The 21,176-nt window shown below is 69.9% G+C and carries 21 protein-coding genes; 14 read left to right on the forward strand and 7 right to left on the reverse strand.

Features of this window, described 5'->3' with window-relative positions:
- Positions 1-183 precede the first annotated feature (183 nt).
- Positions 184-1,062 (reverse strand): GspE/PulE/PilB domain-containing protein, encoded by an 879-nt coding sequence (locus tag VZQ01_RS23520; RefSeq protein WP_267699127.1) that lies wholly within the window; start codon positions 1,060-1,062, stop codon positions 184-186.
- A 323-nt stretch (positions 1,063-1,385) separates the two neighbouring features.
- Between VZQ01_RS23520 and VZQ01_RS23525 the strand changes: the two genes are divergently transcribed.
- The 4 genes from VZQ01_RS23525 (at position 1,386) to VZQ01_RS23540 (ending at position 4,092) form a co-directional block, all read left to right on the forward strand.
- Positions 1,386-2,126, forward strand: a complete 741-nt coding sequence (locus tag VZQ01_RS23525; protein ID WP_046716649.1) for a MotA/TolQ/ExbB proton channel family protein — start codon at positions 1,386-1,388, stop codon at positions 2,124-2,126.
- Positions 2,127-2,256: 130 nt separating this feature from the next.
- A complete protein-coding gene (locus tag VZQ01_RS23530; protein ID WP_046716648.1) occupies positions 2,257-2,745 on the forward strand; it encodes an ExbD/TolR family protein in 489 nt (162 codons plus the stop codon).
- A gap of 24 nt (positions 2,746-2,769) precedes the next feature.
- The gene (locus VZQ01_RS23535) at positions 2,770-3,348 is read left to right on the forward strand and encodes an ExbD/TolR family protein (RefSeq protein WP_141327011.1); all 579 of its coding nucleotides are present in this window, start codon (positions 2,770-2,772) and stop codon (positions 3,346-3,348) included.
- Between the two features lie 84 nt (positions 3,349-3,432).
- On the forward strand, positions 3,433-4,092 hold the full coding sequence (locus tag VZQ01_RS23540) for an HAD family hydrolase (protein WP_223749614.1): 660 nt from the start codon (positions 3,433-3,435) through the stop codon (positions 4,090-4,092).
- 10 nt (positions 4,093-4,102) lie between these two features.
- On the opposite strand, the gene VZQ01_RS23545 is transcribed toward VZQ01_RS23540, so the two are convergent.
- Entirely contained in the window at positions 4,103-4,864 is a 762-nt protein-coding gene (locus VZQ01_RS23545) for a helix-turn-helix transcriptional regulator (protein ID WP_426744613.1), read from the reverse strand.
- A gap of 145 nt (positions 4,865-5,009) precedes the next feature.
- On the opposite strand from VZQ01_RS23545, the gene VZQ01_RS23550 reads away from it, so the two are divergent.
- The 3 genes from VZQ01_RS23550 to VZQ01_RS23560 all read left to right on the forward strand — a co-directional run bounded on the left by VZQ01_RS23550 (position 5,010) and on the right by VZQ01_RS23560 (position 7,346).
- A complete protein-coding gene (locus VZQ01_RS23550) occupies positions 5,010-5,612 on the forward strand; it encodes a putative glycolipid-binding domain-containing protein (RefSeq protein WP_223749616.1) in 603 nt (200 codons plus the stop codon).
- Between the two features lie 73 nt (positions 5,613-5,685).
- Entirely contained in the window at positions 5,686-6,240 is a 555-nt protein-coding gene (locus VZQ01_RS23555) for a hypothetical protein (RefSeq protein WP_267699133.1), read from the forward strand.
- Between the two features lie 233 nt (positions 6,241-6,473).
- A complete protein-coding gene (locus tag VZQ01_RS23560; protein ID WP_426744615.1) occupies positions 6,474-7,346 on the forward strand; it encodes a hypothetical protein in 873 nt (290 codons plus the stop codon).
- 64 nt (positions 7,347-7,410) lie between these two features.
- On the opposite strand, the gene VZQ01_RS23565 is transcribed toward VZQ01_RS23560, so the two are convergent.
- The gene (locus VZQ01_RS23565; RefSeq protein WP_046716643.1) at positions 7,411-7,632 is read right to left on the reverse strand and encodes a DUF5683 domain-containing protein; all 222 of its coding nucleotides are present in this window, start codon (positions 7,630-7,632) and stop codon (positions 7,411-7,413) included.
- 193 nt (positions 7,633-7,825) lie between these two features.
- Between VZQ01_RS23565 and espC the strand changes: the two genes are divergently transcribed.
- Positions 7,826-10,300, forward strand: coding sequence for a serine histidine kinase EspC (espC, locus tag VZQ01_RS23570; RefSeq protein ID WP_426744616.1), 2,475 nt, complete (start codon positions 7,826-7,828; stop codon positions 10,298-10,300).
- A gap of 25 nt (positions 10,301-10,325) precedes the next feature.
- On the opposite strand, the gene VZQ01_RS23575 is transcribed toward espC, so the two are convergent.
- Together VZQ01_RS23575 and VZQ01_RS23580 are read right to left on the reverse strand one after the other, a co-directional pair.
- On the reverse strand, positions 10,326-12,371 hold the full coding sequence (locus VZQ01_RS23575) for a PKD domain-containing protein (RefSeq protein ID WP_426744617.1): 2,046 nt from the start codon (positions 12,369-12,371) through the stop codon (positions 10,326-10,328).
- Positions 12,372-12,536: 165 nt separating this feature from the next.
- Positions 12,537-13,784 carry a serine hydrolase domain-containing protein gene (locus VZQ01_RS23580; RefSeq protein WP_426744618.1) on the reverse strand — a complete coding sequence of 416 codons (1,248 nt, stop codon included), beginning with the start codon at positions 13,782-13,784 and terminating at the stop codon, positions 12,537-12,539.
- Positions 13,785-13,859: 75 nt separating this feature from the next.
- Here VZQ01_RS23580 and VZQ01_RS23585 point away from each other — a divergent pair, with 75 nt between their 5' ends.
- The 6 genes from VZQ01_RS23585 to trxA all read left to right on the forward strand — a co-directional run bounded on the left by VZQ01_RS23585 (position 13,860) and on the right by trxA (position 19,484).
- A complete protein-coding gene (locus VZQ01_RS23585; RefSeq protein WP_426748986.1) occupies positions 13,860-14,501 on the forward strand; it encodes a TetR/AcrR family transcriptional regulator in 642 nt (213 codons plus the stop codon).
- 147 nt (positions 14,502-14,648) lie between these two features.
- On the forward strand, positions 14,649-15,308 hold the full coding sequence (locus VZQ01_RS23590) for an LON peptidase substrate-binding domain-containing protein (RefSeq protein ID WP_223782831.1): 660 nt from the start codon (positions 14,649-14,651) through the stop codon (positions 15,306-15,308).
- A gap of 93 nt (positions 15,309-15,401) precedes the next feature.
- Positions 15,402-17,294, forward strand: coding sequence for an NAD(+) synthase (nadE, locus tag VZQ01_RS23595; protein WP_426744620.1), 1,893 nt, complete (start codon positions 15,402-15,404; stop codon positions 17,292-17,294).
- Positions 17,295-17,446: 152 nt separating this feature from the next.
- On the forward strand, positions 17,447-18,595 hold the full coding sequence (locus VZQ01_RS23600) for an outer membrane protein (protein WP_223749624.1): 1,149 nt from the start codon (positions 17,447-17,449) through the stop codon (positions 18,593-18,595).
- 144 nt (positions 18,596-18,739) lie between these two features.
- Positions 18,740-19,063 carry an FKBP-type peptidyl-prolyl cis-trans isomerase gene (locus VZQ01_RS23605; RefSeq protein ID WP_046716635.1) on the forward strand — a complete coding sequence of 108 codons (324 nt, stop codon included), beginning with the start codon at positions 18,740-18,742 and terminating at the stop codon, positions 19,061-19,063.
- A gap of 40 nt (positions 19,064-19,103) precedes the next feature.
- Positions 19,104-19,484, forward strand: a complete 381-nt coding sequence (gene trxA / locus VZQ01_RS23610) for a thioredoxin (RefSeq protein WP_141326991.1) — start codon at positions 19,104-19,106, stop codon at positions 19,482-19,484.
- A 58-nt stretch (positions 19,485-19,542) separates the two neighbouring features.
- Here the strand turns inward: trxA and VZQ01_RS23615 are convergent, their stop codons facing one another.
- Complete coding sequence (locus VZQ01_RS23615) at positions 19,543-20,136, reverse strand: DUF2378 family protein (RefSeq protein WP_223749625.1); 594 nt, start codon at positions 20,134-20,136, stop codon at positions 19,543-19,545.
- A 66-nt stretch (positions 20,137-20,202) separates the two neighbouring features.
- On the reverse strand, positions 20,203-21,075 hold the full coding sequence (locus VZQ01_RS23620) for a hypothetical protein (RefSeq protein ID WP_426744621.1): 873 nt from the start codon (positions 21,073-21,075) through the stop codon (positions 20,203-20,205).
- Positions 21,076-21,176 lie beyond the last annotated feature (101 nt).

The following is a 21,176-nucleotide window of genomic DNA, read 5'->3' on the forward strand; positions in this document are numbered from 1 at the left end:
GAGGACCGGCCGTGGCGCCGCGCTTCGAGGCTCACGTGATATCGCGGTCGTTTCGAGCCCGCCGCGCTCCCCGACACGCACCTCGCCCTCGATGCGGGATGTCGGCGTCTCGAGGGCAGCCCCGCGAGGTGCGGATGAGTGCTGTCGCGACGCCCGCGCCAGCACCCGGAACGACGACGAGGCTCAGCCCTGCTGGGGCTTGTCCTCGTCGTCCAGCTCGCGGCTGAACTCCTCGTTCGTGAGCAGGCCCTTGCGCGCCATGATGCGCATCAGCGCCCAGAACTTCCGCTCCAGCTCCTCGACGCGGTCCGGGTCCTCGCGCGCCTGGCCGAACAGATAGTCCAGATCATCGAGCACGCCGCCGCCCGAGGCGGGCTTGGGCTTCGCCGCGGACTGCTCGCGCTTCTGCTTGCGCTGCTCCTCTCGCGTGCGGATCAACTCCGCCAGCGACGTGCGCTGCGTCGTCTCACCCGGAGGAAGCTCCTCGCCGACGATGACCTCCTCGTCATCCTCCTCGGGCGCGACCGGCGCGGGCTTCGCGGGCACCGCCGGACGCGGACGCGCCGTGGGGGCGGGCCGGGGCGGGGTCGCCGCCGCCGTGCCGCTCGCGGTCGCCACCGGCACCTTGTGGTAGTAGCGCAGGATGGCGCCACGCACGGCCGACAGCGCCGCCACGCGCACGCTGACCTTCAGTCCCGTGGTGAACTCGATCTCCTCCACCGCCGGCACGTTGAGTGGATCACTCATCGCGACCACGAGCTGACGGCGCCCGCCCACGCTCTCCAACGCGATGGGGAACAGGTCGTGCTGCTCGCAGAACCTGGCGCGCAGCATGTGCACCGCCGCCCACTCGGGAGTCACCGCCGCCAGGTCCACCTGCGGCATCCCCAGGGCCTGGCTCAGCGCCCCCGCGAGCGTCGCCTCGGTGATCGCCCCCTGCGCGATGAGTGTGGCTCCCAACCGCTGGCCCGATTTCCGATGGGCCGAAAGCCCCGCCTCGAGCTGCGCGACGCTGATCGCCCGCTGCTCCAGGAGCAGCTCGCCAATGCGCTTCCTCGCCATGGCGCCGGCATTACCACGCGGCCCCCAGGCGCCCAAGCGCCCGCAGACACAACCGCCCGTTCTTGGGAAGCCCCCGGAAATGGCCCGCATTGCTGCCTGGAGTCCATGCTGGCAAGGGGTACTCCAGCGCAAAATTCCTGTGAGATTTCAGCACTTAACGCCGGGCCCCCTGCCTTGACACCCCAGACAGCCATTCCTAAAGTCGGCACCACCGTTTTCAACATCCATTCCTGCCGCCCAATCACTGGGGCGCACGCCCGGGGGGGCGACAGGTTCTGGAAGGTCCGGAGCGCCGGGCCGAGCCGCCGTGGAGGCAAGACGCGATGAACCTGGGGTTTTTGACGAATCTGGCCGTGCTCGCCAACGCGGGGGGCCCCGAGCGGGGCTTCTTCGAAGAGATTGCCAAGCGCTGGGAGGCCGGTCAGTGGGGTATGTACCCCATCGCCGCGTGTCTCGTGGTGGCGCTGTCCATCATGGTCGAGCGCACCATCGTGCTGTTCGGCAAGGCCTCCATCAACAAGGAAGCCTTCCTGCGCGGCCTCAAGAAGCACATCTACGCGGGTGACCTGGACAAGGCCATCAACTACGTGGCGGGGCAGAAGTCCACGCCGCTGACCAGCGTCATCAAGGCCGGTCTGATGAACGTCCCGAAGGGCCAGGACGAAGTGCAGGCGGCGCTCGACGAGGCCACCCTGCGCGAGACGCCCCGCCTGGAGGCCCGCTCCGGCTACCTCGCGATGCTCGGCAACGCGGCGATGCTCGCCGGTCTGCTCGGCACCGTGTCGGGTCTCATCTCCTGCTTCGAGGCCGTGGCCAACGTGAACCCGGCCGACAAGGCGACCATTCTCGCCAACGGCATCTCCGAGGCCATGAACTGCACGGGCTTCGGGCTGGTGACGGCGATTCCCTGCCTCATCGCCTTCTCCGTGCTGATGGGTCGCACCCAGTCGCTGGTCAACGACATCAACGAGACCAGCGTCTCCGTGCTCAACCTCATCGTGGCGAACAAGGACAAGTTCAAGAACCTGAACGTCCCCGCCGCTCGGGACCACCACGACGACTGAGTCGGGCGCCCCGCTTCGGGGAACCCGCGACCCGGGCGCGCTGTCCTGTCCCCATGAGTGGGGACATACGGCGCGCCCCTTTCAGTCTCTTGCCGCGCCTCACCGCGCGGGGCCTTAGGAGGAGAACGCCATGGCCGGCGGAATGGACACAGGTCAAGGTGGCAAGGGCGGCAAGAAGCCGCTCGATACCGCCATCAACCTGACCGCTTTCATCGATCTGATGGCAGTGACCATCAGCTTCCTCATCATGACGGCCGTCTGGACCCAGATCGGTCGTCTCCAGGTGTCCCAGGCGGGAGGTCCCTCCACGGAGGAGGAGCCGCCCCCGACGGAGACCAAGACGGTTCAGTTGACGCTGCTCATCACCCCGACGGAGCTTCGGCTGTCGGCGGACCAGAGCACGTTCGACCCCATCCCCCTCACCAAGGACGGCAAGGGGAAGACGGACCTGTCCAAGCTGGTGGCGCGCTTCAAGGAGTTGAAGGCGCAGCTGCCGGACCAGACGGCCATCACCCTTCAGCCCGAGGACAAGGTCCGCTACGAGGACCTGGTCCGCATCATCGACGAGTGCATCGGCTCTGGGTTGCCCCAGGTGTCGGTGTCCGCGGCGATGGGCTAGCCGAGCACGGAGCCACACCCAGTCATGGCCATCAAGGTTCCAGGCAAGCGGTACGGCAAGCGCCTCCAGCACTCCAAGGTGTTCGGACACGGCGCGCACGGCAAGCGCAGCGGCTACGCCGACCTGCTCATCACGCCGCTGGTCGACATGTTCGTCATCATCGTGCTCTTCCTCATCGCGAACTTCTCCGCGACGGGTGAGGTGCTGATGATGACCAAGGACATCCAGCTGCCCGAGGCGGTCAACGTCGCCGAGGTGGAGATGCACCCCGTCGTCATGGTCTCCGGCGACCAGGTCAGCGTCTCCGGCACCATCGTCGGGCGCGTGGAGGACTTCTCCAAGGACGAGTACCTCAACATCCCCGCGCTGGAGGAGAAGCTGCGGGACATGAAGAAGCAGTTCGAGGACCTGCACGCGATGGCGAACGACGACGCCAACACGTTCAAGGGCGACATCAACATCCAGGCGCACAAGGACGTGGAGTACGCCATCATCAAGCGGGTGATGTTCAGCTGCGCCACGGCGGGCTACAACAACATCAACTTCGCGGTGATGACGGTGGCGCCCTCGGACGGTGGTGCCACCGCGGCGGCCACGCACTAGCGACGCGCATCCTCGAGCGGTCTGCTCGAACGCCCTGGCCCACCGTGGCCGGGGCGTTTTCGTTTTGTCTGGAGACCTCATCCCATGCAGCTTCGTGCCGTCTTCTTCGACCTCGATGGGACCCTGGTGGACTCGCTGGGCGACATCGCCGACGCGATGAACCATGCGCTCGCGCACCATGGCCTGCCCACGCATCCGGAGGCCGACTACCGCCGCTTCGTCGGCGAGGGGGTGAGGGAGCTGGCGCGCCGGGCGGTGCCCGCGGGCCGCGAGGACCAAGCGGCGCCGGTGCTGGAGACGTATCGGGCGTACTACGACGAGCACCTCTTCGACCGGACCGCGGCCTACCCGGGCATCCCCGGGATGCTGGACGCGCTCGCGCGGGACGGCGTGGTGATGGGCGTGCTGAGCAACAAGTCGGACAGCTTCGTGAAGCGGCTGGTGGAGCGGCTGTTGCCGGGGCTCCCCTTCGCCCGGGTGTATGGCGAGCGGCCCGGCATCCCGCGCAAGCCGGACCCGACGGCGGTGCTGGGGATGGCGACGGAGCTGGGGGTCGAGGCGGGCGTGTGCGGCTTCGTGGGGGACACGGCGGTGGACATGCTGACGGCGCGCGCGGCGGGGATGTACGGCGTGGGCGTCACGTGGGGCTTCCGCGACGTGGCGGAGCTGCACGGCAATGGCGCGCGCGCGGTGGCGACCACGGCGGAGGAGCTGCTCGCGGCGCTTCGCTCGGCCCGGGGCTGACGTCACGCGTTCAGACGGACCGGGTCCTCCTCGCGGCGCCCGGTGTCTGTCCGTAGCGACGGCGGAAGGCGTTGCCCAGGTGGCCCTGGTTGGCGAAGCCCGCCTCCAGCGCCACGTCCGCGAGCGGCAGCCGGGTGTCCAGCAGGAGGGCGAGCGCGTGTCGCAGCCGCACCTCCTGGAGGTGCTGGTGGATGCCGGTCCCCGTCACCTTGCGGAAGACGCGGCAGGCGTGGAACGGGGAGACGCCCGCGCTCGCGGCCAGGGTCTCGACGGAGACCCGCGTGTCGAAGTGAAGCGCGGCCTCGTGTGCGATGGCGTGGGCGATGTCGCGCTCGCGCGGGCTCACGGTGGTGGAGCCTCGCTCGCCGGGCGTGAGGATGAGGCCCAGGGCCTCCTCCACCTGGACGCGCTCCACGGGGTCCTCGCGGAGGAGGGACTGGAGGCGCACATAGGCCTCGGCGCTCACGGCGAGCGTCGACGCGTCCGGGTGCGACCAGCGACGCAGCCACGCTCCTCTCACGGACAGGCAGGCGTCGCCGCCGCCATGGGGATGGCGGATTTCACAGGGCCGCTGGGGACCGAGCCTCAGTCCGACGCCAGGGGACACCACGGCCCGCGTCCGCGAATCGCGGTACTGGAAGCGCCCGTGCAGCGCGAGGACGAGCCGCTCGCTGTCCACGCCTTCCTCCCGGGGCCTGGGGCTGTCGTGTCCGTCGCAGGTGACGCGGGCGAGCTGGAGGTCCGGCGCGCTGTACAGGAGCGAGGCGTGCATGCGCGGCATGTCGTGAACATGGCGCGTCGCCCGAGGCGCGGGCAAGCGGTCCGGTGCGCGTGTGCTCGCGAACAGTGGGAGCAAGGATGTGTAAGACGGCGCCGCCGCTGTTCCCTAGGGTGGTCTCTCTTCCACGGGCTACCCCATGACCTACCTGGACCTTCTCTCGAAGTCCTCGCGCCGCTGCGTCCGTGCCTGGCAATGGACGCGCGAAGACGAGCCCTGCGGCGAATACGCGGAGCTGCACGAGCTCGCTGATGGCTGGGCCCTGGCGGGCTCGGTGGTGCTCTCACGGGAGGGGACGCCCTTCCTCGCGGAGTACTCCGTGGAGAGCGATTCACGGTGGCGGACGCGACAGGTCCACGTCGCGCTGCGAGGGGCGGGTGTCTCGCGGACGCTGGACCTGCGCGTGGATGAGGGGCTGCGCTGGTGGCGAGGTCGCGAGGAGGTGGTCCAGTTCGCGGGCTGCACGGATGTGGACCTGGCCTTCTCTCCGTCGACGAACACGCTGCCCATCCGCAGGCTGTCGCTGGAGGTGGGGCAGGGCAGCGACGTGACGGCGGCGTGGGTGCGCATGCCGGACCTGTCGCTCGAGAAGCTGCCGCAGCGCTACACGCGCCTGTCCCCCACGCGCTATCGCTACGAGAGCGGCGGTGGCCGCTTCACCTCGGAGGTGGAGACGGATGAGCTCGGACTGGTGACGCGCTATCCGCCCGCGTGGGTGCGCGTGTCCTCCGCTTCGCGCTGAGTCCATCCCGGACAACGCAGTGCCATTCACAGGGGCGCCGAGCGACTTCGGTGCCTGATGGGAGACGTGCATCATGATGTCGAAGCCCGAGTCACCGCTCTCGCAGCGTGCGCTGGAGCTGCTGCGCGCGGACGGACCCTTGCCCGCGCTGGCGGATTCCCTCGCCTTGTTCGGCCGCTTCATCGGCGCCTGGGACGTGGACGTCGCGTTCTTCGACGCCACCGGTAGACAGACCTACCGCCAGCCCGGCGAGTGGTCCTTCTCGTGGGTCCTGGACGGACGCGTCATCCAGGACGTGCTCATCTATCCGAACCCCGAGGGGCTCGATGCTTCCGCGGGAGCGAGGCGCATCGGCACATCGCTGCGGCACTTCATCCCGGAGCAGGGCACCTGGCGTGTCGTGTGGATGGGCGCCACCGCGGGGTACCTCGTCTCGCTCGTTGGTCGCCCCGTCGGCGATGAAATCCACATCGAGGGGAAGGATATGGACGGCAAGCCGCTGCGCTGGATGTTCACCGCCGTCACCGACGACGCGTTCCTCTGGCGGGGCTTCATGTCGGACGACGGTGGTGCCACCTATCGGCTCACGCAGGAGATGCACGCGCGCCGCCGCGTCCATCGCACCTGAGTCGCAGGGGGCGCCTCACGGCGGGTGGCTTTCGCGGCCCCTCCCCACCCTTTACGATGGGGCCGTGAGGTGCATCGCTTGATGGAGCAGGGCCACGTGCCTGGGGTGAGGGGGCTGGCGGAGCATCGTCTCGGACGCAGGTCCGCGTGGACCGTTGGACGAGGCGTGCTCGCGAGGGTCCGATGCGCCGCGAAGCCGCAGTGCACGAGCCGTCATCTCCGGGAGGGGGTGACGTGAGCACCGCGACGAAGACGGAGGGCGCGCGAGCCGAGGCCGCCGAACAGAGCGCCGCTCCCTCCGGCGAAGTGGCGGCGCCATTGAACGAGCTGGTCGCCGTGCAAGCGCCGCCCGGCGACGCTCCGACAGCGACGGCTCCCAAGAGCCCACGTCGAAGCGCGGTGAGCGCGGCCCTCTCGAACCTGTGGCCCGTGCTGCGCGTGACGTTCTCGCTCCTCGGCTCGGGGCTGTGGGGCGCGCTCAAGGGGTTCTTCATCTTCGGTTGCGTCGGCCTCGCGCTGGCCCTCGCCTTCGTGCTGGCGCCGCTCTGGCTCGGGAGCGCGCGAGGGCCTCCCTGGCTGGACATGCTGAGCCTGGTGCTCATGCCCCTGTCGCTCGCGGTGACGGGCGGCTACGCGATGATGCTCCGTGGCGGCGCCTCCCGGCTCGGCGCGGAGGCGGAGAAGCGCGGCTGGCTGGGCTACCTCTACGCGGTCATCAAGCCCGCGGCGCGGCAGCTCGCCGGGCGCCTGCGGAGCAAGGGCACGCTCAGCCGCAAGGAGCTGCTCCGAGCCGTCAAGGAGTCGGTGGCCGAGCGCGCGAGCGAGCCCTCGGCGCCGTCCACCGTCGCCTCGCGACTGGGTGGGCTGGAGCGCTTCTTCATGGAGCAGTCCTACCGGGTGCTGGGCGCCATCGCCGTGCGCGCGGTGGTCGCCTCGCCGGATAGCGCCACGGCGGTGCGGGAGCTGGAGTCGCTGGCCATCGAGCGGCTGCAGGTCGCGCTCGTGGAGCGGCTGGAGGACCTGTTCCTCGTGCAGCAGGTTCTGGCGCTCGGCGTGGGGCTGCTCGTCGGCGCGATTCCGCTGTTCATCCTGCTGCTGCTGTCCTGACGAAAAGAAACGCGGGTCGGCCCTCCCCCTGGACCGACCCGCGCGAGCCCGCATCTCACGCCGTTCAGACGACGGTGACGCGGTACTTCTCCTTGTCCTCCGCGCGGTTGTAGGCCGTGGCCGCGGCGATGATGTGGCACACCCAGCCGAGACATCCGCCGGTGCCAATCCAGAAGCCGGGGGTGATGATGAGCCAGAAGACACCGCGCAGGATGTCCCCGTTGTAGATCTGCCCGACGCCTGGGATGAGGAAGGACAACAGGGCTGCGATTCCGGGACGCGACATCGTCTTGGTACCTCCTTGTTCTTCCCTACGCGCGCCGGCCGGAGCCATTGCATCCGGAGGGGCATCCCACCTATCGGCTCCTGGACGCTTGGCTGCCCTGCGCGGCGAGGGGAAGGTGCAATACCGTTCCCAGCCCGCTACCATGGTCCCACTTTGTGAACCCGTCGGGTCGGCGGACGGGCTTTCCGGGGGGATGGTCATCATCGGGCTGCTTCGAGCCAGCGCGCGCGCGCTTCGCGGGCGGCATCTCGTCGAGATGCTGGTCCTGGCCGGCGTGTACCTCGCCGTCGCTCGGCTGGGCCTCTCCCTGGCCACCGTGGGTGGAAATGTCAGCCCCGTGTGGCCCCCCACCGGTGTCGCGCTGGCCGCACTGGTGCTGCGTGGACCCGTGCTGTGGCCGGGCGTCTTCCTGGGCGCATGTCTGGCGACCCTGTCGACGGGAGCGCCCCCGGCGGTGGTGCTGGGCGTGGCCACGGGCAACACGCTGGCGATGGTGCTCGGCGCGCTCCTGACGCGGCGGCTGCGCATGGACGCGGACCTGTCACGCATCCGCGACGTGGTCGTCCTGTGTGTGGGCGCGGGCGCGGTGTGCACCGGGGTCAGCTCGCTCGTCGGGCCGCTGTGCCTGTTCTGGGGCGGCGTGCTGCCGTGGGAGCAGATGGGCCACGCCGTCTGGGTGTGGTGGGTGGGGGACATGATGGGCGTGCTCGTGGTGGCGCCGCCGCTGCTCGTGCTCAGCCGCCCCGCATGGCCCGCCCGCCTGGGCGAGGCGCTGGCGCTCTCCGGGCTCACGACGGTGCTGGGCGTGGGCATCTTCCTCTTCCGGAACTCGCAGCCGGGGCTCGCGCACGCGGCCAGCTTCCTGCTGTTCCCCATCTCCGCGCTGGCGGCGCTGCGCTTCGGACCGCGCGGCGCGGCGCTGGCGACGCTGGCCATCTCGGCGGTGGCCATCGTCGGCACGGTGCGCGGACAGGGGCCGTTCTCCTCGGGCAACGTGGCGCAGGACCTGCTCGTGCTCCAGCTCTTCATCGTCATCAACGCGGTGACGGGCCAGCTCCTGGCGGCGGCGAGCGAGGAGCGGCGGCGCGCGGTGGAGCGGCTGCAGCTGCTCGCCACCACGGTGCGCGGCGTGCACGAGGGCGTCTTCATCGCGGAGGTGGTGGGGCCCGGCCGGCTGCGCACCGTCTTCGCCAACGAGGCGCTGAGCATGCTCCTGGGCCGGCCTCCCGAGGAGATGGTGGACCAGGACCCGTGCCTGCTCTACGGCGACCAGGACCCCCGGCTCACGCAGCGCGTGCACTCGGCGCTCCAGGCGGGCGAGTCCCTCTGCGTCGAGGTGACGGTGCCGCGCAGGGATGGCCGCATCGTGTCCACGGAGGTGCTGCTGTCGCCGGTGCGCGCGACGGGCGGGGACGTGTCCCACTTCGTGGCCACCCATCGCGACATCACCGCGACCAAGGAGCTGCAGGCGCGGCTGGTGGCGGCCGAGCGCGTGGCCGCGGTGGGGACGCTCGCGGCGGGCGTGGGGCATGAAATCAACAACCCGCTGGCCTACCTGGTGCTGAACCTGGAGTCCGCCTCTCGCGCGCTGTCGGAGAACGGGATGATGGCGATGCGGGACGTGCAGGCCAGCGTGCGCGGCGCGCTGGAGGGCGCCGAGCGCATCCGCCTCATCGTCCGCGACCTCCAGGTGTTCAGCCGGCAGGGGGACCAGGAGCGCTCGCTGGTGGACCTCAACGCGCTGGTGCCTCCGGCGGTGCGCATCATCAGCCATGCGCTGCGCCACCGCGCGCGGCTGGTGGAGGAGTTCGGCCCGGTGCCCAAGGTGCTGGGCAGCGAGGCGCGACTGGGGCAGGTGCTGCTCAACCTGCTGGTCAACGCGATGCAGGCGGTGCCCGAGGGCAACCCGAGCCTCCACGAGGTGCGCGTGCGCACCAGCACGGACGTGACGGGCCGGGCCCGCGTGGACGTGGTGGACACGGGCGTGGGCATCGCCCCGCAGGTGATGTCGCGCATCTTCGAGCCCTTCTTCACCACCAAGCCCTCCGGAGAGGGGACTGGGCTGGGGCTCGCCATCTGCCAGCAGATCGTCCGCACGCACGGGGGCGACCTGGAGGTGCGCAGCGAGGAGGGCAAGGGCAGCGTCTTCACCATGTACCTGCCGGCGGCGCCGGTGCAGGTGGAGGTGCCGCCGCGCCCGGTGCCCCGGAGCAAGGTGCCCATGCCCTCGACGGGCAGGCGGGGGCGGGTGCTGGTGGTGGACGACGAGCCCCGGCTGGCGCAGTCGATGCGGCTGCTGCTGGAGCCCTACCACGACGTCGTCACGGCGACGCGCGGCCAGGATGCGCTCGCGCTGGTGGCGGCGGGGAACCGCTTCGACGTCATCCTGTGTGATTTGCAGATGCCGGAGATCGACGGCGCGGCGCTCTTCCGGCGCCTGGGGGTGATGGCGCCGGAGTTGATTGAGCGCGTGGTGTTCATCTCCGGCGGGGCCTACACCGCGGAGACGCGCGGCTTCATCGAGACGGTGCAGAACCTGGTGCTGGAGAAGCCCGTCCGGCCCGAGGTGCTGATGGCGTCGGTGGACGCCGCGCTGGCCGCGCTCGACTCGCGAGACGAGGACGAGCGCGAGCCGGTGGTGGCCCGCGCGGGCGGCGCGCGTCACTGAGGACGGCGCCACCCGGCGGAGCGTGTCACGGCTGACGGGTGCTGATGCGCTGCTGGAAGAGCCAGGTCCAGAGCGCCGGGTCCGCGAAGGCGTTCTGCCACACGGTGTTGGAGTGTCCCACGCCCGGGTAGGTGGTGATGGCGTGCATGGCGCTGGTGGTGCCTCCGCACTGCGTCTCCAGCTTCGTCTTGAGCGCGGTGGATTGGGACGCGGCGCCCATGGTGTCCGAGCCGCCATGGAAGGGCCAGATGGGCAGCGTGCGCAGGTTGCAGAGGTTGGTCGTGTTGGCGGAGACAGGATAATTGGTGACGGCGAGGGGGACGAAGGCCGAGACGCGGTCCATGTAGCTGGCGAGCCCGGTGGACTCGTAGAGGACGTTGGCGCCGCCGCTGAAGCCCGCGAAGTAGACGCGGTCCGCGTCGACCAGGAGGTCGCGCTTCAGCTCGCCAAGCAGCGCCATCAGGCTGCTGACGTTGAAGTAGGCGTTCTCTCCACTGACACGGCCGTTGGTCCAATAGTGCATGGACACGGCGATGGCACCGAAGCCCGCGCGGTAGGTGGCGTCGCGCAGGTTCCAGGCGAGCCCTTCCGCGTTGGTGTTCACCGCCTGGTGGTCGTTGGTCAGCATCACACCGCCGGTGCCGGGCAGCGAGAAGACGATGGGCCAGCGGGTGTTGCGGTCCGCGTTGTATCCGGCGGGGAGGAAGAGCGCGTAGGAGTAGCGGGCGTCCTGCACGGCGATCTGCTCACCGGCCGTGCACGACAGCGGACCGGTGGTGGGCGTGGTGGGATGGCCCATCACGCGCAGCTCGCGCACGTGGGCGTTGCTGGGGCCCAGGCCGGTGGCCGGGTCTCTGTATTCGAGCCACAGGAGGCGGACCTTGGAGGCGACCACGGGCATGGTGAAGGTCACCGTCTTCACGGTCGTCGTCTTGGGGTTGTTGCGCACGGAGCCGCCGGGGATGGGCTTCCAGCAGCCACCGTCCCACGCCAGCAGGTCGAAGTTGACGAGGGCCTCCGGGGAGTCGACGTAGAAGGACGAGTGCAGCTCCACGCCGTGGATGAGGAAGCTGCCCTGGAGGTCGATGTCCAGGTGCGTGCCCCGCTTGGTCGTCCAGCCGGACTTCCAGAAGGTGGACAGGTTGTCGTCGGTGACGCGAGCGGGGACGTTCGCTCCGTCGGTGGACAGGGCGGTGGCGGGCTTGTTCTTCGCCACGTTCGTCAGCGTGGTGGTGGGGTTGCTCACCGTCACGGTGACGTCGTCCGAGTGCGTGGCGCCGTCATCGTCCGCCACGGTGAGCCGGAAGACGTACGTGCCGGCCACGAGGCCGCTGAGGGAGAGCGTGGCGGTGTTGGCCCCCGTGAGGGTGACCGCGGGGCCGCTGACCTTCGTCCACGAGTACAGGGCGATGGTGCCGTCCGCGTCCGTGGCGGAGCCCGTGAGCGTGAGGCTCGACGTGGGCAGCACCACGCCCTGGTCCGCGCCGGCGTTGGCCACGGGCGGCTGGTTGGCCCCGGGCGTGGCGGGCGCGCCGAACACCCAGAGCTCCTTCACGCGGCAGTTCGAGCCCGCGGGCTCGTTGCACAGGAAGCGGACCTTCTGGCCCCGCACCACCTGCGTGAAGGTCCGGGACACGGCGACGCCCGTGGCCGGGTTGCCCGTCACCGTCGAGCCAGGGATGGGCTGCCAGCTCGTCCCGTCGTGGTACTGGAGCGCGAAGCTCGAGATGGCCCTGTCGCCCTGGTAGCCCGTGTAGACCTCCATCCGGTGGAGGTCGAACGTCCCCTGCAGGTCCACGTCGAGATACCGCTGCGAGGTGAAGTACTCACCGGTGCACCAGCGCGAGTCATCCGAGGTGATGTTCCCGTCCACCGCGTACTGCGGGAGGAAGACGTAGGGGTCCGTCTGGTATTGCGATGCCGTCGCCGGCTTGTTCAACGTGACGTTGACCAGCGTCTCCAGTGACGCCGACCGCGAGGACTCCTCGATGGGCGCCTGGGGCGTCGGGTCGCAACCGCTCAGCGCGAGGGCGCTGACACAGCTCCCCAGCAGGATGAAGGACTTGTTCAAGGCGAAATCTCCCGGACAGAACAGCAAAACAAGTTCTAGTCCAGGAGTGCACTCCAAGTACACGGGTAGGCTGGATGCTGAAGTTTCAGCGATACAGAAACATGTAGATGTCGCTAGCAGTCACCCGGCCCAGGCGATGCGGATGAGGCCCTTCGAGGCGCCGGACTACGGCTTCAGCCCCGCGTAGACGGCGTCACGCACGGCGCCGGGGAACGCGCCCGACATGCCCTCGAACGCGGTGTTGGTCAGCGTCACCACGGTGACGCCGCTGCGCGGGTCCACGAACCAATTGTGTCCGTACGCGCCACCCCACTGCCACGTGCCTTGCGCCTGCTCACCCTGCGCCTGCTCCGCGTCCGCCAGCACCGCGGAGATGAGCCCCCAGCCCCAGCCCGGTCCCTGCGTCTGCGACTCCGGCCCCACGTGCACCGCGCCGAGCTTGTCCACGGTGGTCTTCTTCAGCACCGGCGCGCCGCCCTTGCGCAGCGCCTCCAGGAACTTCACGTAGTCCGCCGCCGTCCCCACCATGCCCGCGCCGCCCGAGGCGTACGCCTCCGCGCTCAGCGCCCGTCCCGGTGAGAAGCGGACCTTTCCTCCCCAGAGCGGCACGTCCTGCGTCCTGCCCATGCGCGTCGGCGTGGGCTTGCCGTCCGCGTACGCCGCCACCAGTCGCGAGGCATCATCCGCCCGGAAGGACGTGTCCTTCAGGCCCAGGGGCCTGGTGACGAGCTTCGCCACGGCCTCCGGCAGCGGCGCCCCCGCGGCGCGAGAGACCACGGCGCCGAGCACGTCCGTCGACAGCGAGTAGTTCCAGCGCTGCCCCGGCTCGGAAGACAGCGGCACCGTCGCGAGCCTGCGCAGGTTCTCCTCCAACGTGAGCCCAGCCACCTCGTCCAGCCCGTCGGAGACGCCCGCCTTCTCATGGGCGGCCTCGTTCTGCGGCTGGAAGCCGTACGTCAGCCCCGAGGTGTGCGTCAGCAGGTGCTTCACCGTGATGACCGGCTCGCGGCCATCCGAGAGCTTCGGCCGGAAGTCAGGCAGCCACTTCGTGACGGGGTCCTCCAGCGACAGCTTCCCCTGGTCCACCAGCGCCAGCGCCGCCACCGAGACGAGCGGCTTCGTCATGGACGCCAGCCGGAACACACTGTCCTCGCGCATGGGGTGCTTCGCCTCCCGGTCGGCGAAGCCCGCGGCGCGGCGGTAGACGACCTTTCCATCGCGGAGCACGGTGACCACCGTGCCGACGATGCGCTGCTCGGCCAGGGCCTGGTCGATGACCGCATCCAGGTTGCGGGCCACCGCGGCCGGGCCGGTGGCCGTCGGGGCCGCGGTGGACTTGGGAGGGGACGTGGGAGCAGCGGAGGACACACCGAGGCTGGCAGCCACCAGCAGGCTGGCGATGGCAGGATTCATGGGTCGGGACTCCTTTTTATGTAGCGGGTGTTATTTAAATAGGACCCACCTTTGGGGATTTCAATAGTGAGCGTTATGAAAAAGGACCTGGCCCTCCATCCCCGACCCCGAGGTCGGCCCCGGGAGTTCGACGAGACGAAGGCCGTGGACCGGGCGCTGGAGGTGTTCTGGCGGCTGGGCTACGAGGGCGCGTCCGTGGCCCAGCTCACCCAGGCCATGGGGCTCACCGCGCCCAGCCTCTACGCCGCGTTCGGCTCCAAGGAGGGCCTGTACCGGCGGGTGCTGGAGCGCTACCAGCAGGGCCCGGGCGCCTACACCTGGAACGTGTTCACCGAGGAGCCCACCGTGAGGGCCGCCGTCGAGCGACTGCTGCGCGAGACGGCCCATCACTTCACGCGCCGCAAGCAGCCTCCCGGCTGCATGATTTCCACGGCGCTCCTGCGCTGCGCGGAGGAGCACCAGCCGGTGGCGGACTTCGTCGCGAGCCTGCGCACCCGCGCGGTGGGCGTGTTCCGCGAGCACATCCAGCGCGCCATCGCCAAGGGGGAGCTGCCCGCGGGCACGGACGCGGAGGCCATGGCCCGCTACCACGGCGCCATCATCCAGGGCATGTCCGTGCAGGCCCAGGACGGCGCGAGCGAGGCGGAATTGCTCGGGCTGGTGGAGGTGGCGATGCGGGCCTGGAGCCCTCCGGCCAGCCGGCCTCGCGCGCGCTGACCCGGGGGAACACCGCCCTCCCGGGCCAGAAAGTCCCTGCGAATCCGGCCGGTTGCGCCGCTCCTTGTCCCACCTCCCCCATGCCGCGCGGGTTTGCGGTGCGACGGGCGTCCGGGAGGCTTATCAACACGGGTAAGGATGCCCGACATGACCGCCCAAGAACGCGTCGAGACCGCCGCCGCCCGCGCGCTGAAGGTGTTTCCGCTGCCGTCGGCGGTGCTCTTCCCCCACACCCTCATCCCCCTGCACATCTTCGAGCCGCGCTACCGGGACATGGTGCGTGACGCGCTCGCGGGGGACCGCGTGGTGGCGCTGGCCCAGCTGGAGACGGGCTGGGAGGGCAACTACGAGGGGCGTCCCCCCATGCAGCCCATCATGTGCGCGGGCGTCATCGCCTGGGACGAGCAGGTGGAGGAGGGCCGCTACAACATCCTCCTGCAGGGCGTCAGCCGCATCCGGATGATCTCCGAGCTGTCGGGCGACAAGTCCTACCGCGAGGTGCGCGCGCAGGTGCTCGCGGACCACCCCTACCAGGGGCCCGAGGAGGAGCGGCTGCGACAGGCCGTCTTCGAGCTGGCCGGGCGCGTGCCGCCCACCTTCGCGGAGAGCCTGCTGCCGGTGGCGGCGCGCGCGGGCGGAGGGATGCTCGCGGACGTGGTGGCCTCGGCCATCATCCCGGAGGCCGAGCGGCGCCAGCAGCTGCTCGTCGAGCTGGACGTGAAGCGCCGGCTGGAGGCGGTGCTCGCGGACGTGGGGGAGCTCATCGCCCGGCTCCAGCCCGTGCGGCCCTCCGGCCCACTGAACTGAAGCACCCCGGGCCCCCCGTCGCGGGGCTTGCCTTGCGCGTCGCTCCAGGCATTGCTGGGCCCCTCGTCGGGAACGAAAGGGGAGTGGGGAACCATGCGGCTCGTGAAAGTCGGCATCGCCAGCGTCAACACCGTCGTCGGAGCCTTCGTCCGCAACACGGACCGGGCCCTGGCACTGGCGAAGCGGATGGCCGAGGACGGCGTCACCGTGGGCGTCTTCCAGGAGCAGCTCATCGCCGGCTACCCGGCCGAGGACATGGTGCAGTGGCAGGGCTTCATCGACCGGCAGTGGCCGGAGCTGGAGCGCTTCGCGAACCAGACGGCGTCGCTGCCCACGGTGTTCCTGGTGGGCGTGGGCGTGGCGCTGCAGGGCCAGCGGCTCAACTGCGCCGCGGTGGTGGCCGGAGGGCGGGTGCTGGGCCTGGTGCCCAAGGAGAAGCTGCCCACGTACAGCGTCTTCTATGAGGCGCGCACGTTCGGCCGCGGCCAGCCGGGCATGGCGGAGGTGTACCGGGGCGTGCCCCTGGGCGACTACCTGTTCCAGTTCGACTTCGGCCTCATCGCGCCGGAGGTCTGCGAGGACATCTGGAGCGCGGATGGCCCCATGCGCCGGCGCACGTACTCGGGCGCGGAGCTGGTCATCAACCTGTCCGCGTCCCCGTTCCGGCTGGGCTTCGTGGAGACGCGCCGCGAGCTCATCGCCACGCGCGCCGCGGACCACCAGTGCACCATCGCCTACTGCAACGCGGTGGGCAGCAACGACGGGCTCATCTTCGACGGCGGCGGCTTCCTCAACCAGAACGGTCGCCACGTCATGGAGACGCCGCGCTTCCAGGAGGGCTACGCGGCGGCCGTCGTCGACCTGGACCGCACCCTGCGCCTGAGGGGCGAGGCCACCACCTGGCGCGTGGACCGCGAGTCGTGGCTGTCCTCCGGTGGCAAGAGCGTGCCGGTGCTCGACTGCACCAAGACGGTGGCCACGCGGCGCGAGGCGCTCACGTACCCGGTGCCGCCGCACCGCAGCTTCTTCCTGCCCGCCCCCGACAAGCGCCGCCCCGCGCGCGAGGCATTGTGCGAGGACATCCTGGACGCGCTCGCGCTGGGCGTGGGCGACTACTTCGAGAAGACGCGCGCCTTCAAGGTGCTGGGCATCGCGCTGTCGGGCGGACGTGACTCGCTGCTCACGCTGCTCATCGCCCACCGCTACGCGAAGCGCGCGCGGCCGGAAAATCCTGGCTCGCTCATCCAGGCGTTCTACATGCCCAGCCGCTTCTCCAGCGACTCCACGCGCGAGGCGGCGGAGACGATTGCGCGCGAGCTGGGCGTGGCCTTCCAGGTGGTCTCCATCGACGAGGCCTTCGAGCGCGAGCGCGCCGTGGCCGAGACGATGCTGGGCGGTGCTCCCGTCACCGCCATCACCGAGCAGAACATCCAGGCCCGCCTGCGCGCCCAGCGCATGTGGAACTGGAGCAACTCCTGCGGCGGCCTGTTCCTGCAGACGGGCAACATGAGCGAGAAGTCGGTGGGCTACACCACCATCGGCGGAGATTTGATGGGCGCGCTCGCCGTCATCTCCAACGTGCCCAAGACGGTGGTGATGTACCTGCTGGACTACCTCCAGGAGACCACGGGCTACGAGGGCATCCGCAAGGTGCTCGCCAAGCCCGCGGGGCCAGAGCTGGCGCACAACCAGGTGGGCGAGGAGGAGCTGATGCCCTTCCCCATCCTGGACGCGTGCTTCTACCTGTTCGCCGCGGAGAAGCTCACGCCCGCGGAGATGCTCCAGGCGCTCACGGCCATGTTCCCGGAGGTGGACGCGACGCGGCTTGCGGGCCACGTGGACAAGTTCGTGCGGCTGTTCAACCAGTCCATCTACAAGTGGGTCCAGTCCCCGCTGTCGCTGCACATCGGCAACCTGGACCTGGACCGCGAGCGCGCGCTGCAGCTGCCCGTCGTCACCGGCTCCGAGTGGCTGCGCGCGAAGTGAGCCACTGAACGCGCCACCGTGTTGCCCGTGCCCCACGCCCGCCCGCTTGCTGGGCGTGGGGGCGCGCTGGGGTGATCTCCACCCTTGTGCTCCTTGCCGGATGTCGCCCCGGAAACAACCTTCATGTCAGCCACTCGACGACGGAGGGTTGGATGAAAGCGAAGATTCTGGCTGGCGCCATCGGGGCGCTCATGTACGGCACCTCGGCCTTGGCTTCGGATGGCGATTGCCCGCCGCCCCAGGCGAGCGCGGAGCGCCAGGGGCAAGGCGTGTTGTTGGCCCAGTCGCAGGACACCTCTTCGGGCAGCTCGGACGTGCTGCAGGAGGAAGACATCATCATCGAGACCGAGCCGGTGCCCGACTCCATGGGCGTGGACGACGACTCGGGCATCGGTGGCAGTGGAACGAGCGGGCAGGATGACTCCTCCAGTGGGAGCAGCCAGGCCCTCCCGCCCGCACAGGGCGAGCTGCGCATCAACATGCCGCTGCGTTGTGAGCCCGCGGACTCGCAGCAGCAGGGCACGGGTGGCAGCGGCTTCGACAGCCAGCAGCAGGGCATCCAGAGCGTGCCAGCTCCGGCCCCCGCTCCGTCCGCGCCGCAGCCTCGTCCCGAGGCGGGGGCTCCGGTGGAGCCGCAGTCGGAGTCCTATCCGGCGCCCGAGCAGGACGCCTTCGGTGGGAGCGGCGTCGCGGCGCCTCCTCCGGCGGACTATCGGCCCTCGGCGGAATCGGCCGAGCCCATCGAGCCGCTCGAGGTGAAGAAGAAGGACAAGCACGACATGAAAGGGCTGAGCCTGCTGCTCAACGGCGGTGTGGAGGGCTACACCGGCGCGCTGGCTCCGCAGCTCAACCCGGGCCCCACGGCGGGTGTGACGGCCGCCATCCGGCCCTCGAAGGTGTTCGGCATCGAGCTGGGCTACACCGGCGCGCTCAACAACATCGACTCCAAGCGCGGCGAGGTGGACACGGACGGTCCGGACCTGGTGCGCAACGGCGGTCAGGCGGTGGCGACGCTCGGGCTGACGCCCACCCCGTGGCAGCCGTACGTGCTGGGTGGCATCGGCATCAGCGACTACAACTTCCGAGGCGGCCAGTCGCTGGGCTACAAGGATGACACCGTGGGCAACGTGCCGGCTGGCGTGGGGCTGCGTGGCCACGTGGGCAACTTCACCGTGGACGCGCGCGCCAACTACAACTTCCTCTTCGACAAGGACTTCGCCCCGGGCATCGACTCCGGCGGCGGTGACTTCGACGGGGGCGGCAGCTACCAGGGCACCGTCAGCGTGGGTGGTACCTTCTGAGTGGCGGTCCTGACGCCTTCACACAGGGCGTAATCAGTGGCGCGGTGCCCGGTAGCCAACGGGCCCGCGCCGCTGTGTTTTCAGGTGCGGCGCGCGGGGCACCCGCGGGTTAAGGTGAAACCTTCCACTGCAACAGGAGAGGGAATGAGCCTGAAGGTCGAGGATTCGAAGGTGGGCACCGGGACGGAGGCCACCGCCGGCAAGTCGGTCACCGTGCACTACGTGGGGACGCTGACGGACGGCAAGAAGTTCGACAGCAGCCGGGACCGGGGCCAGGGCTTCACGTTCCGTCTCGGCGCGGGTCAGGTCATCCAGGGTTGGGACCAGGGCGTTGCGGGCATGAAGGTGGGCGGCGTGCGCAAGCTCACCATCCCCCCGGAGCTGGGCTACGGCTCGCGCGGCGCGGGCGGCGTCATCCCGCCCAACGCCACCCTGGTGTTCGAGGTGGAGCTGCTGGACGTCCGCTGAAGTCATGCCCCGCTGACGGCGGGGAGAAACGAGGGCCGTCATGGCGACGGTGGAAATCACCAAGGACAACTTCAAGGAAACCGTCGGCAAGGACGGTATCGTCATCCTGGACTGGTGGGCGTCGTGGTGCGGCCCGTGCCGCCTCTTCGCGCCCACCTTCGAGACGTCGTCCGGCAAGCACCCGGACATCGTCTTCGGGAAGATAGACACCGAGGCTCAGCCGGAGCTCTCCGGGGCCTTTGAAATCCGCTCCATTCCCACCCTCATGGTGTTCCGTGACGGCATCCTCCTGTTCGAGCAGGCGGGCGCGCTGCCGGCCGCCGCGCTGGAGGACCTGGTCCGTCAGGTGAGGGGCTTGGACATGGCGCAGGTGAAGAAGGAAATCGAGGAGCGCCGGGGCAAGGAAGCGCCCAAGGCCTGAGCGGCCTGGCTTCGCGCGAGCGGATGGAGGTCCGTCCGCTCGCGTGAGGTGGGGCGGCTCACCAGTGGATGAGCAGGGAGAAGTCCTTGTAGGGCGGCTCGCCCGACTCCAGCTCGACGCGGAAGCGGCGCTCGGGGTTGGTCTGCAAGAGGCCGCTGCGCACCAGGCCGCTGCACCACGCGGGGCCGAAGAACTCGTCCTTGAAGCTCAGGCGCGCGGTGGTGTCGGAGACGCGCTCGTACTCGCGCTCGCCGAAGGTGCTGGTGGCGCCCGCCAGGCCCGAGCCCACGGACAGGCCGCGGTGCGGGTCCTCGCCGGTGATGGCCATGACCATCTCGCCCACGGGGGCGGAGAAGACGTGGGAGGCGGCGGTGAAGGACAGCTGCTCCACCGCGGCCGCGTAGTCCTCACCCAGCTTCTCTCCCACGGACAGGGCGCCCTCGTGCAGCAGCGCCAGGTAGTCGCTGGCGGGCCGGTGGGTGGGCGCGCCGCGCGCGGGGACGGCGGGGATGGGCGCTTGGGCGGCGATGGCGAGCGACTGGCCCATCCTCCTGGCGATGCTCTCCCTGAGACAGTGGACGAACAGGTCGAGCACCAGGTGTTCGGGACGGCAGAGAGCCATGCGGGCTTGCAGGTGCGCGGGAGAGTCCATGTCACTTTCCTAGCGGCGCCCGGTGGGCCAAGTCCAGGGGGGCGGGCTCGTCCGCGGGTCGCTCCGTCATTTGGCGACCGTGCAAACCCCTCCGCCGTTGAGGTGGGCCTGGTCGACGATGCTCTGGGTGACGAATTGCTGCAGCGTGCGCACATCGTGGGCGCCGGGCAGATACACCACGGGTTGACCCGCCGCGTCGCGCAGCTCGCCTCCGTCCCGACCTCGCAGGTCGGTGAGCAGCTGGGAGGCGAGTCCCTCCGGAGTGATGAGGTTTCCCTCGGTCGCCGTCGCGGCGATGGCGTCGAAGCGCAGCTGCACGCCCCGGTGGGTCCCGAGCCTGTCGTAGAACATGTGTTCGGCGTGGATGGTGACCTCCACGTCCGCGCGTGAGCCCTCGGGGACGATGATGCCCTGGGTGCCGTCCACCCCGTTGATGCAGTCCACCATGCGCGCGTCGACGGGGAAGCCCATCCGGAATTCGAACACACCCACACCGGACTTCACCGCGCGCCCCTCCACCCAGTAGCTGAAGCCGCGCTCGCGCATGCTCCGCAGGTCGTCGGCGGAGACCTGTCCGTCCGCCAGCTCGGTGCCGTCGTGGGGAGGGCTGACCCGGAAGCCCACGTCCCAGCGGCCCGCGGGCAGGCCCGAAAGCTCCGTGAGCGGGATGTCTCCCTTCTGCACGTCCACCAGCACGTGGCGCGGGCTTTCGCGCACCTCGCCGGACGCGGACGTCAGGCGCACCTCGCCCAGGGACACCAGGTACTTGGTGAACTGCACGGACCAGCCATCCTGGAAGAGGGTGTCCGGCAGGCCGCGCTGGGTGCCGTCCCCACCGCTCATCGTCACGTGCACGTCTCCGGTGGCCACGTTGTCGCAGCCCGCGAACAGCAGGGGGGCGAGCACGCAGAGCAGGAGACCTCTCGGGTTCGTTTTCATGTTCCCGGGATGTATATGCAACCAAGTTGCGATTCAAGCGGGCTCGTTGTATCTGCGAGCGGTCGACGTTCGCGGTGGCGGGTGCCGCCGGTTCCAGGAGT

It is taken from the genome of Myxococcus faecalis, assembly GCF_050039385.1.
Lineage (GTDB): Bacteria > Myxococcota > Myxococcia > Myxococcales > Myxococcaceae > Myxococcus > Myxococcus fulvus.

What these genes read in the sequence shown, in the direction of transcription:
- VZQ01_RS23605 (WP_046716635.1), top strand. Translation starts at nt 18,740, where the DNA reads ATGAGCCTGAAGGTCGAGGATTCGAAGGTGGGCACCGGGACGGAGGCC.
- VZQ01_RS23545 (WP_426744613.1), bottom strand. Translation starts at nt 4,864, where the DNA reads ATGCACGCCTCGCTCCTGTACAGCGCGCCGGACCTCCAGCTCGCCCGC.
- VZQ01_RS23590 (WP_223782831.1), top strand. Translation starts at nt 14,649, where the DNA reads ATGACCGCCCAAGAACGCGTCGAGACCGCCGCCGCCCGCGCGCTGAAG.
- VZQ01_RS23565 (WP_046716643.1), bottom strand. Translation starts at nt 7,632, where the DNA reads ATGTCGCGTCCCGGAATCGCAGCCCTGTTGTCCTTCCTCATCCCAGGC.
- VZQ01_RS23540 (WP_223749614.1), top strand. Translation starts at nt 3,433, where the DNA reads ATGCAGCTTCGTGCCGTCTTCTTCGACCTCGATGGGACCCTGGTGGAC.
- trxA (WP_141326991.1), top strand. Translation starts at nt 19,104, where the DNA reads ATGGCGACGGTGGAAATCACCAAGGACAACTTCAAGGAAACCGTCGGC.
- VZQ01_RS23535 (WP_141327011.1), top strand. Translation starts at nt 2,770, where the DNA reads ATGGCCATCAAGGTTCCAGGCAAGCGGTACGGCAAGCGCCTCCAGCAC.
- VZQ01_RS23600 (WP_223749624.1), top strand. Translation starts at nt 17,447, where the DNA reads ATGAAAGCGAAGATTCTGGCTGGCGCCATCGGGGCGCTCATGTACGGC.
- VZQ01_RS23555 (WP_267699133.1), top strand. Translation starts at nt 5,686, where the DNA reads ATGATGTCGAAGCCCGAGTCACCGCTCTCGCAGCGTGCGCTGGAGCTG.
- VZQ01_RS23525 (WP_046716649.1), top strand. Translation starts at nt 1,386, where the DNA reads ATGAACCTGGGGTTTTTGACGAATCTGGCCGTGCTCGCCAACGCGGGG.
- VZQ01_RS23550 (WP_223749616.1), top strand. Translation starts at nt 5,010, where the DNA reads ATGACCTACCTGGACCTTCTCTCGAAGTCCTCGCGCCGCTGCGTCCGT.
- VZQ01_RS23615 (WP_223749625.1), bottom strand. Translation starts at nt 20,136, where the DNA reads ATGGACTCTCCCGCGCACCTGCAAGCCCGCATGGCTCTCTGCCGTCCC.
- VZQ01_RS23530 (WP_046716648.1), top strand. Translation starts at nt 2,257, where the DNA reads ATGGCCGGCGGAATGGACACAGGTCAAGGTGGCAAGGGCGGCAAGAAG.
- nadE (WP_426744620.1), top strand. Translation starts at nt 15,402, where the DNA reads ATGCGGCTCGTGAAAGTCGGCATCGCCAGCGTCAACACCGTCGTCGGA.
- VZQ01_RS23520 (WP_267699127.1), bottom strand. Translation starts at nt 1,062, where the DNA reads ATGGCGAGGAAGCGCATTGGCGAGCTGCTCCTGGAGCAGCGGGCGATC.
- espC (WP_426744616.1), top strand. Translation starts at nt 7,826, where the DNA reads ATGGTCATCATCGGGCTGCTTCGAGCCAGCGCGCGCGCGCTTCGCGGG.
- VZQ01_RS23580 (WP_426744618.1), bottom strand. Translation starts at nt 13,784, where the DNA reads ATGAATCCTGCCATCGCCAGCCTGCTGGTGGCTGCCAGCCTCGGTGTG.
- VZQ01_RS23620 (WP_426744621.1), bottom strand. Translation starts at nt 21,075, where the DNA reads ATGAAAACGAACCCGAGAGGTCTCCTGCTCTGCGTGCTCGCCCCCCTG.
- VZQ01_RS23585 (WP_426748986.1), top strand. Translation starts at nt 13,860, where the DNA reads ATGAAAAAGGACCTGGCCCTCCATCCCCGACCCCGAGGTCGGCCCCGG.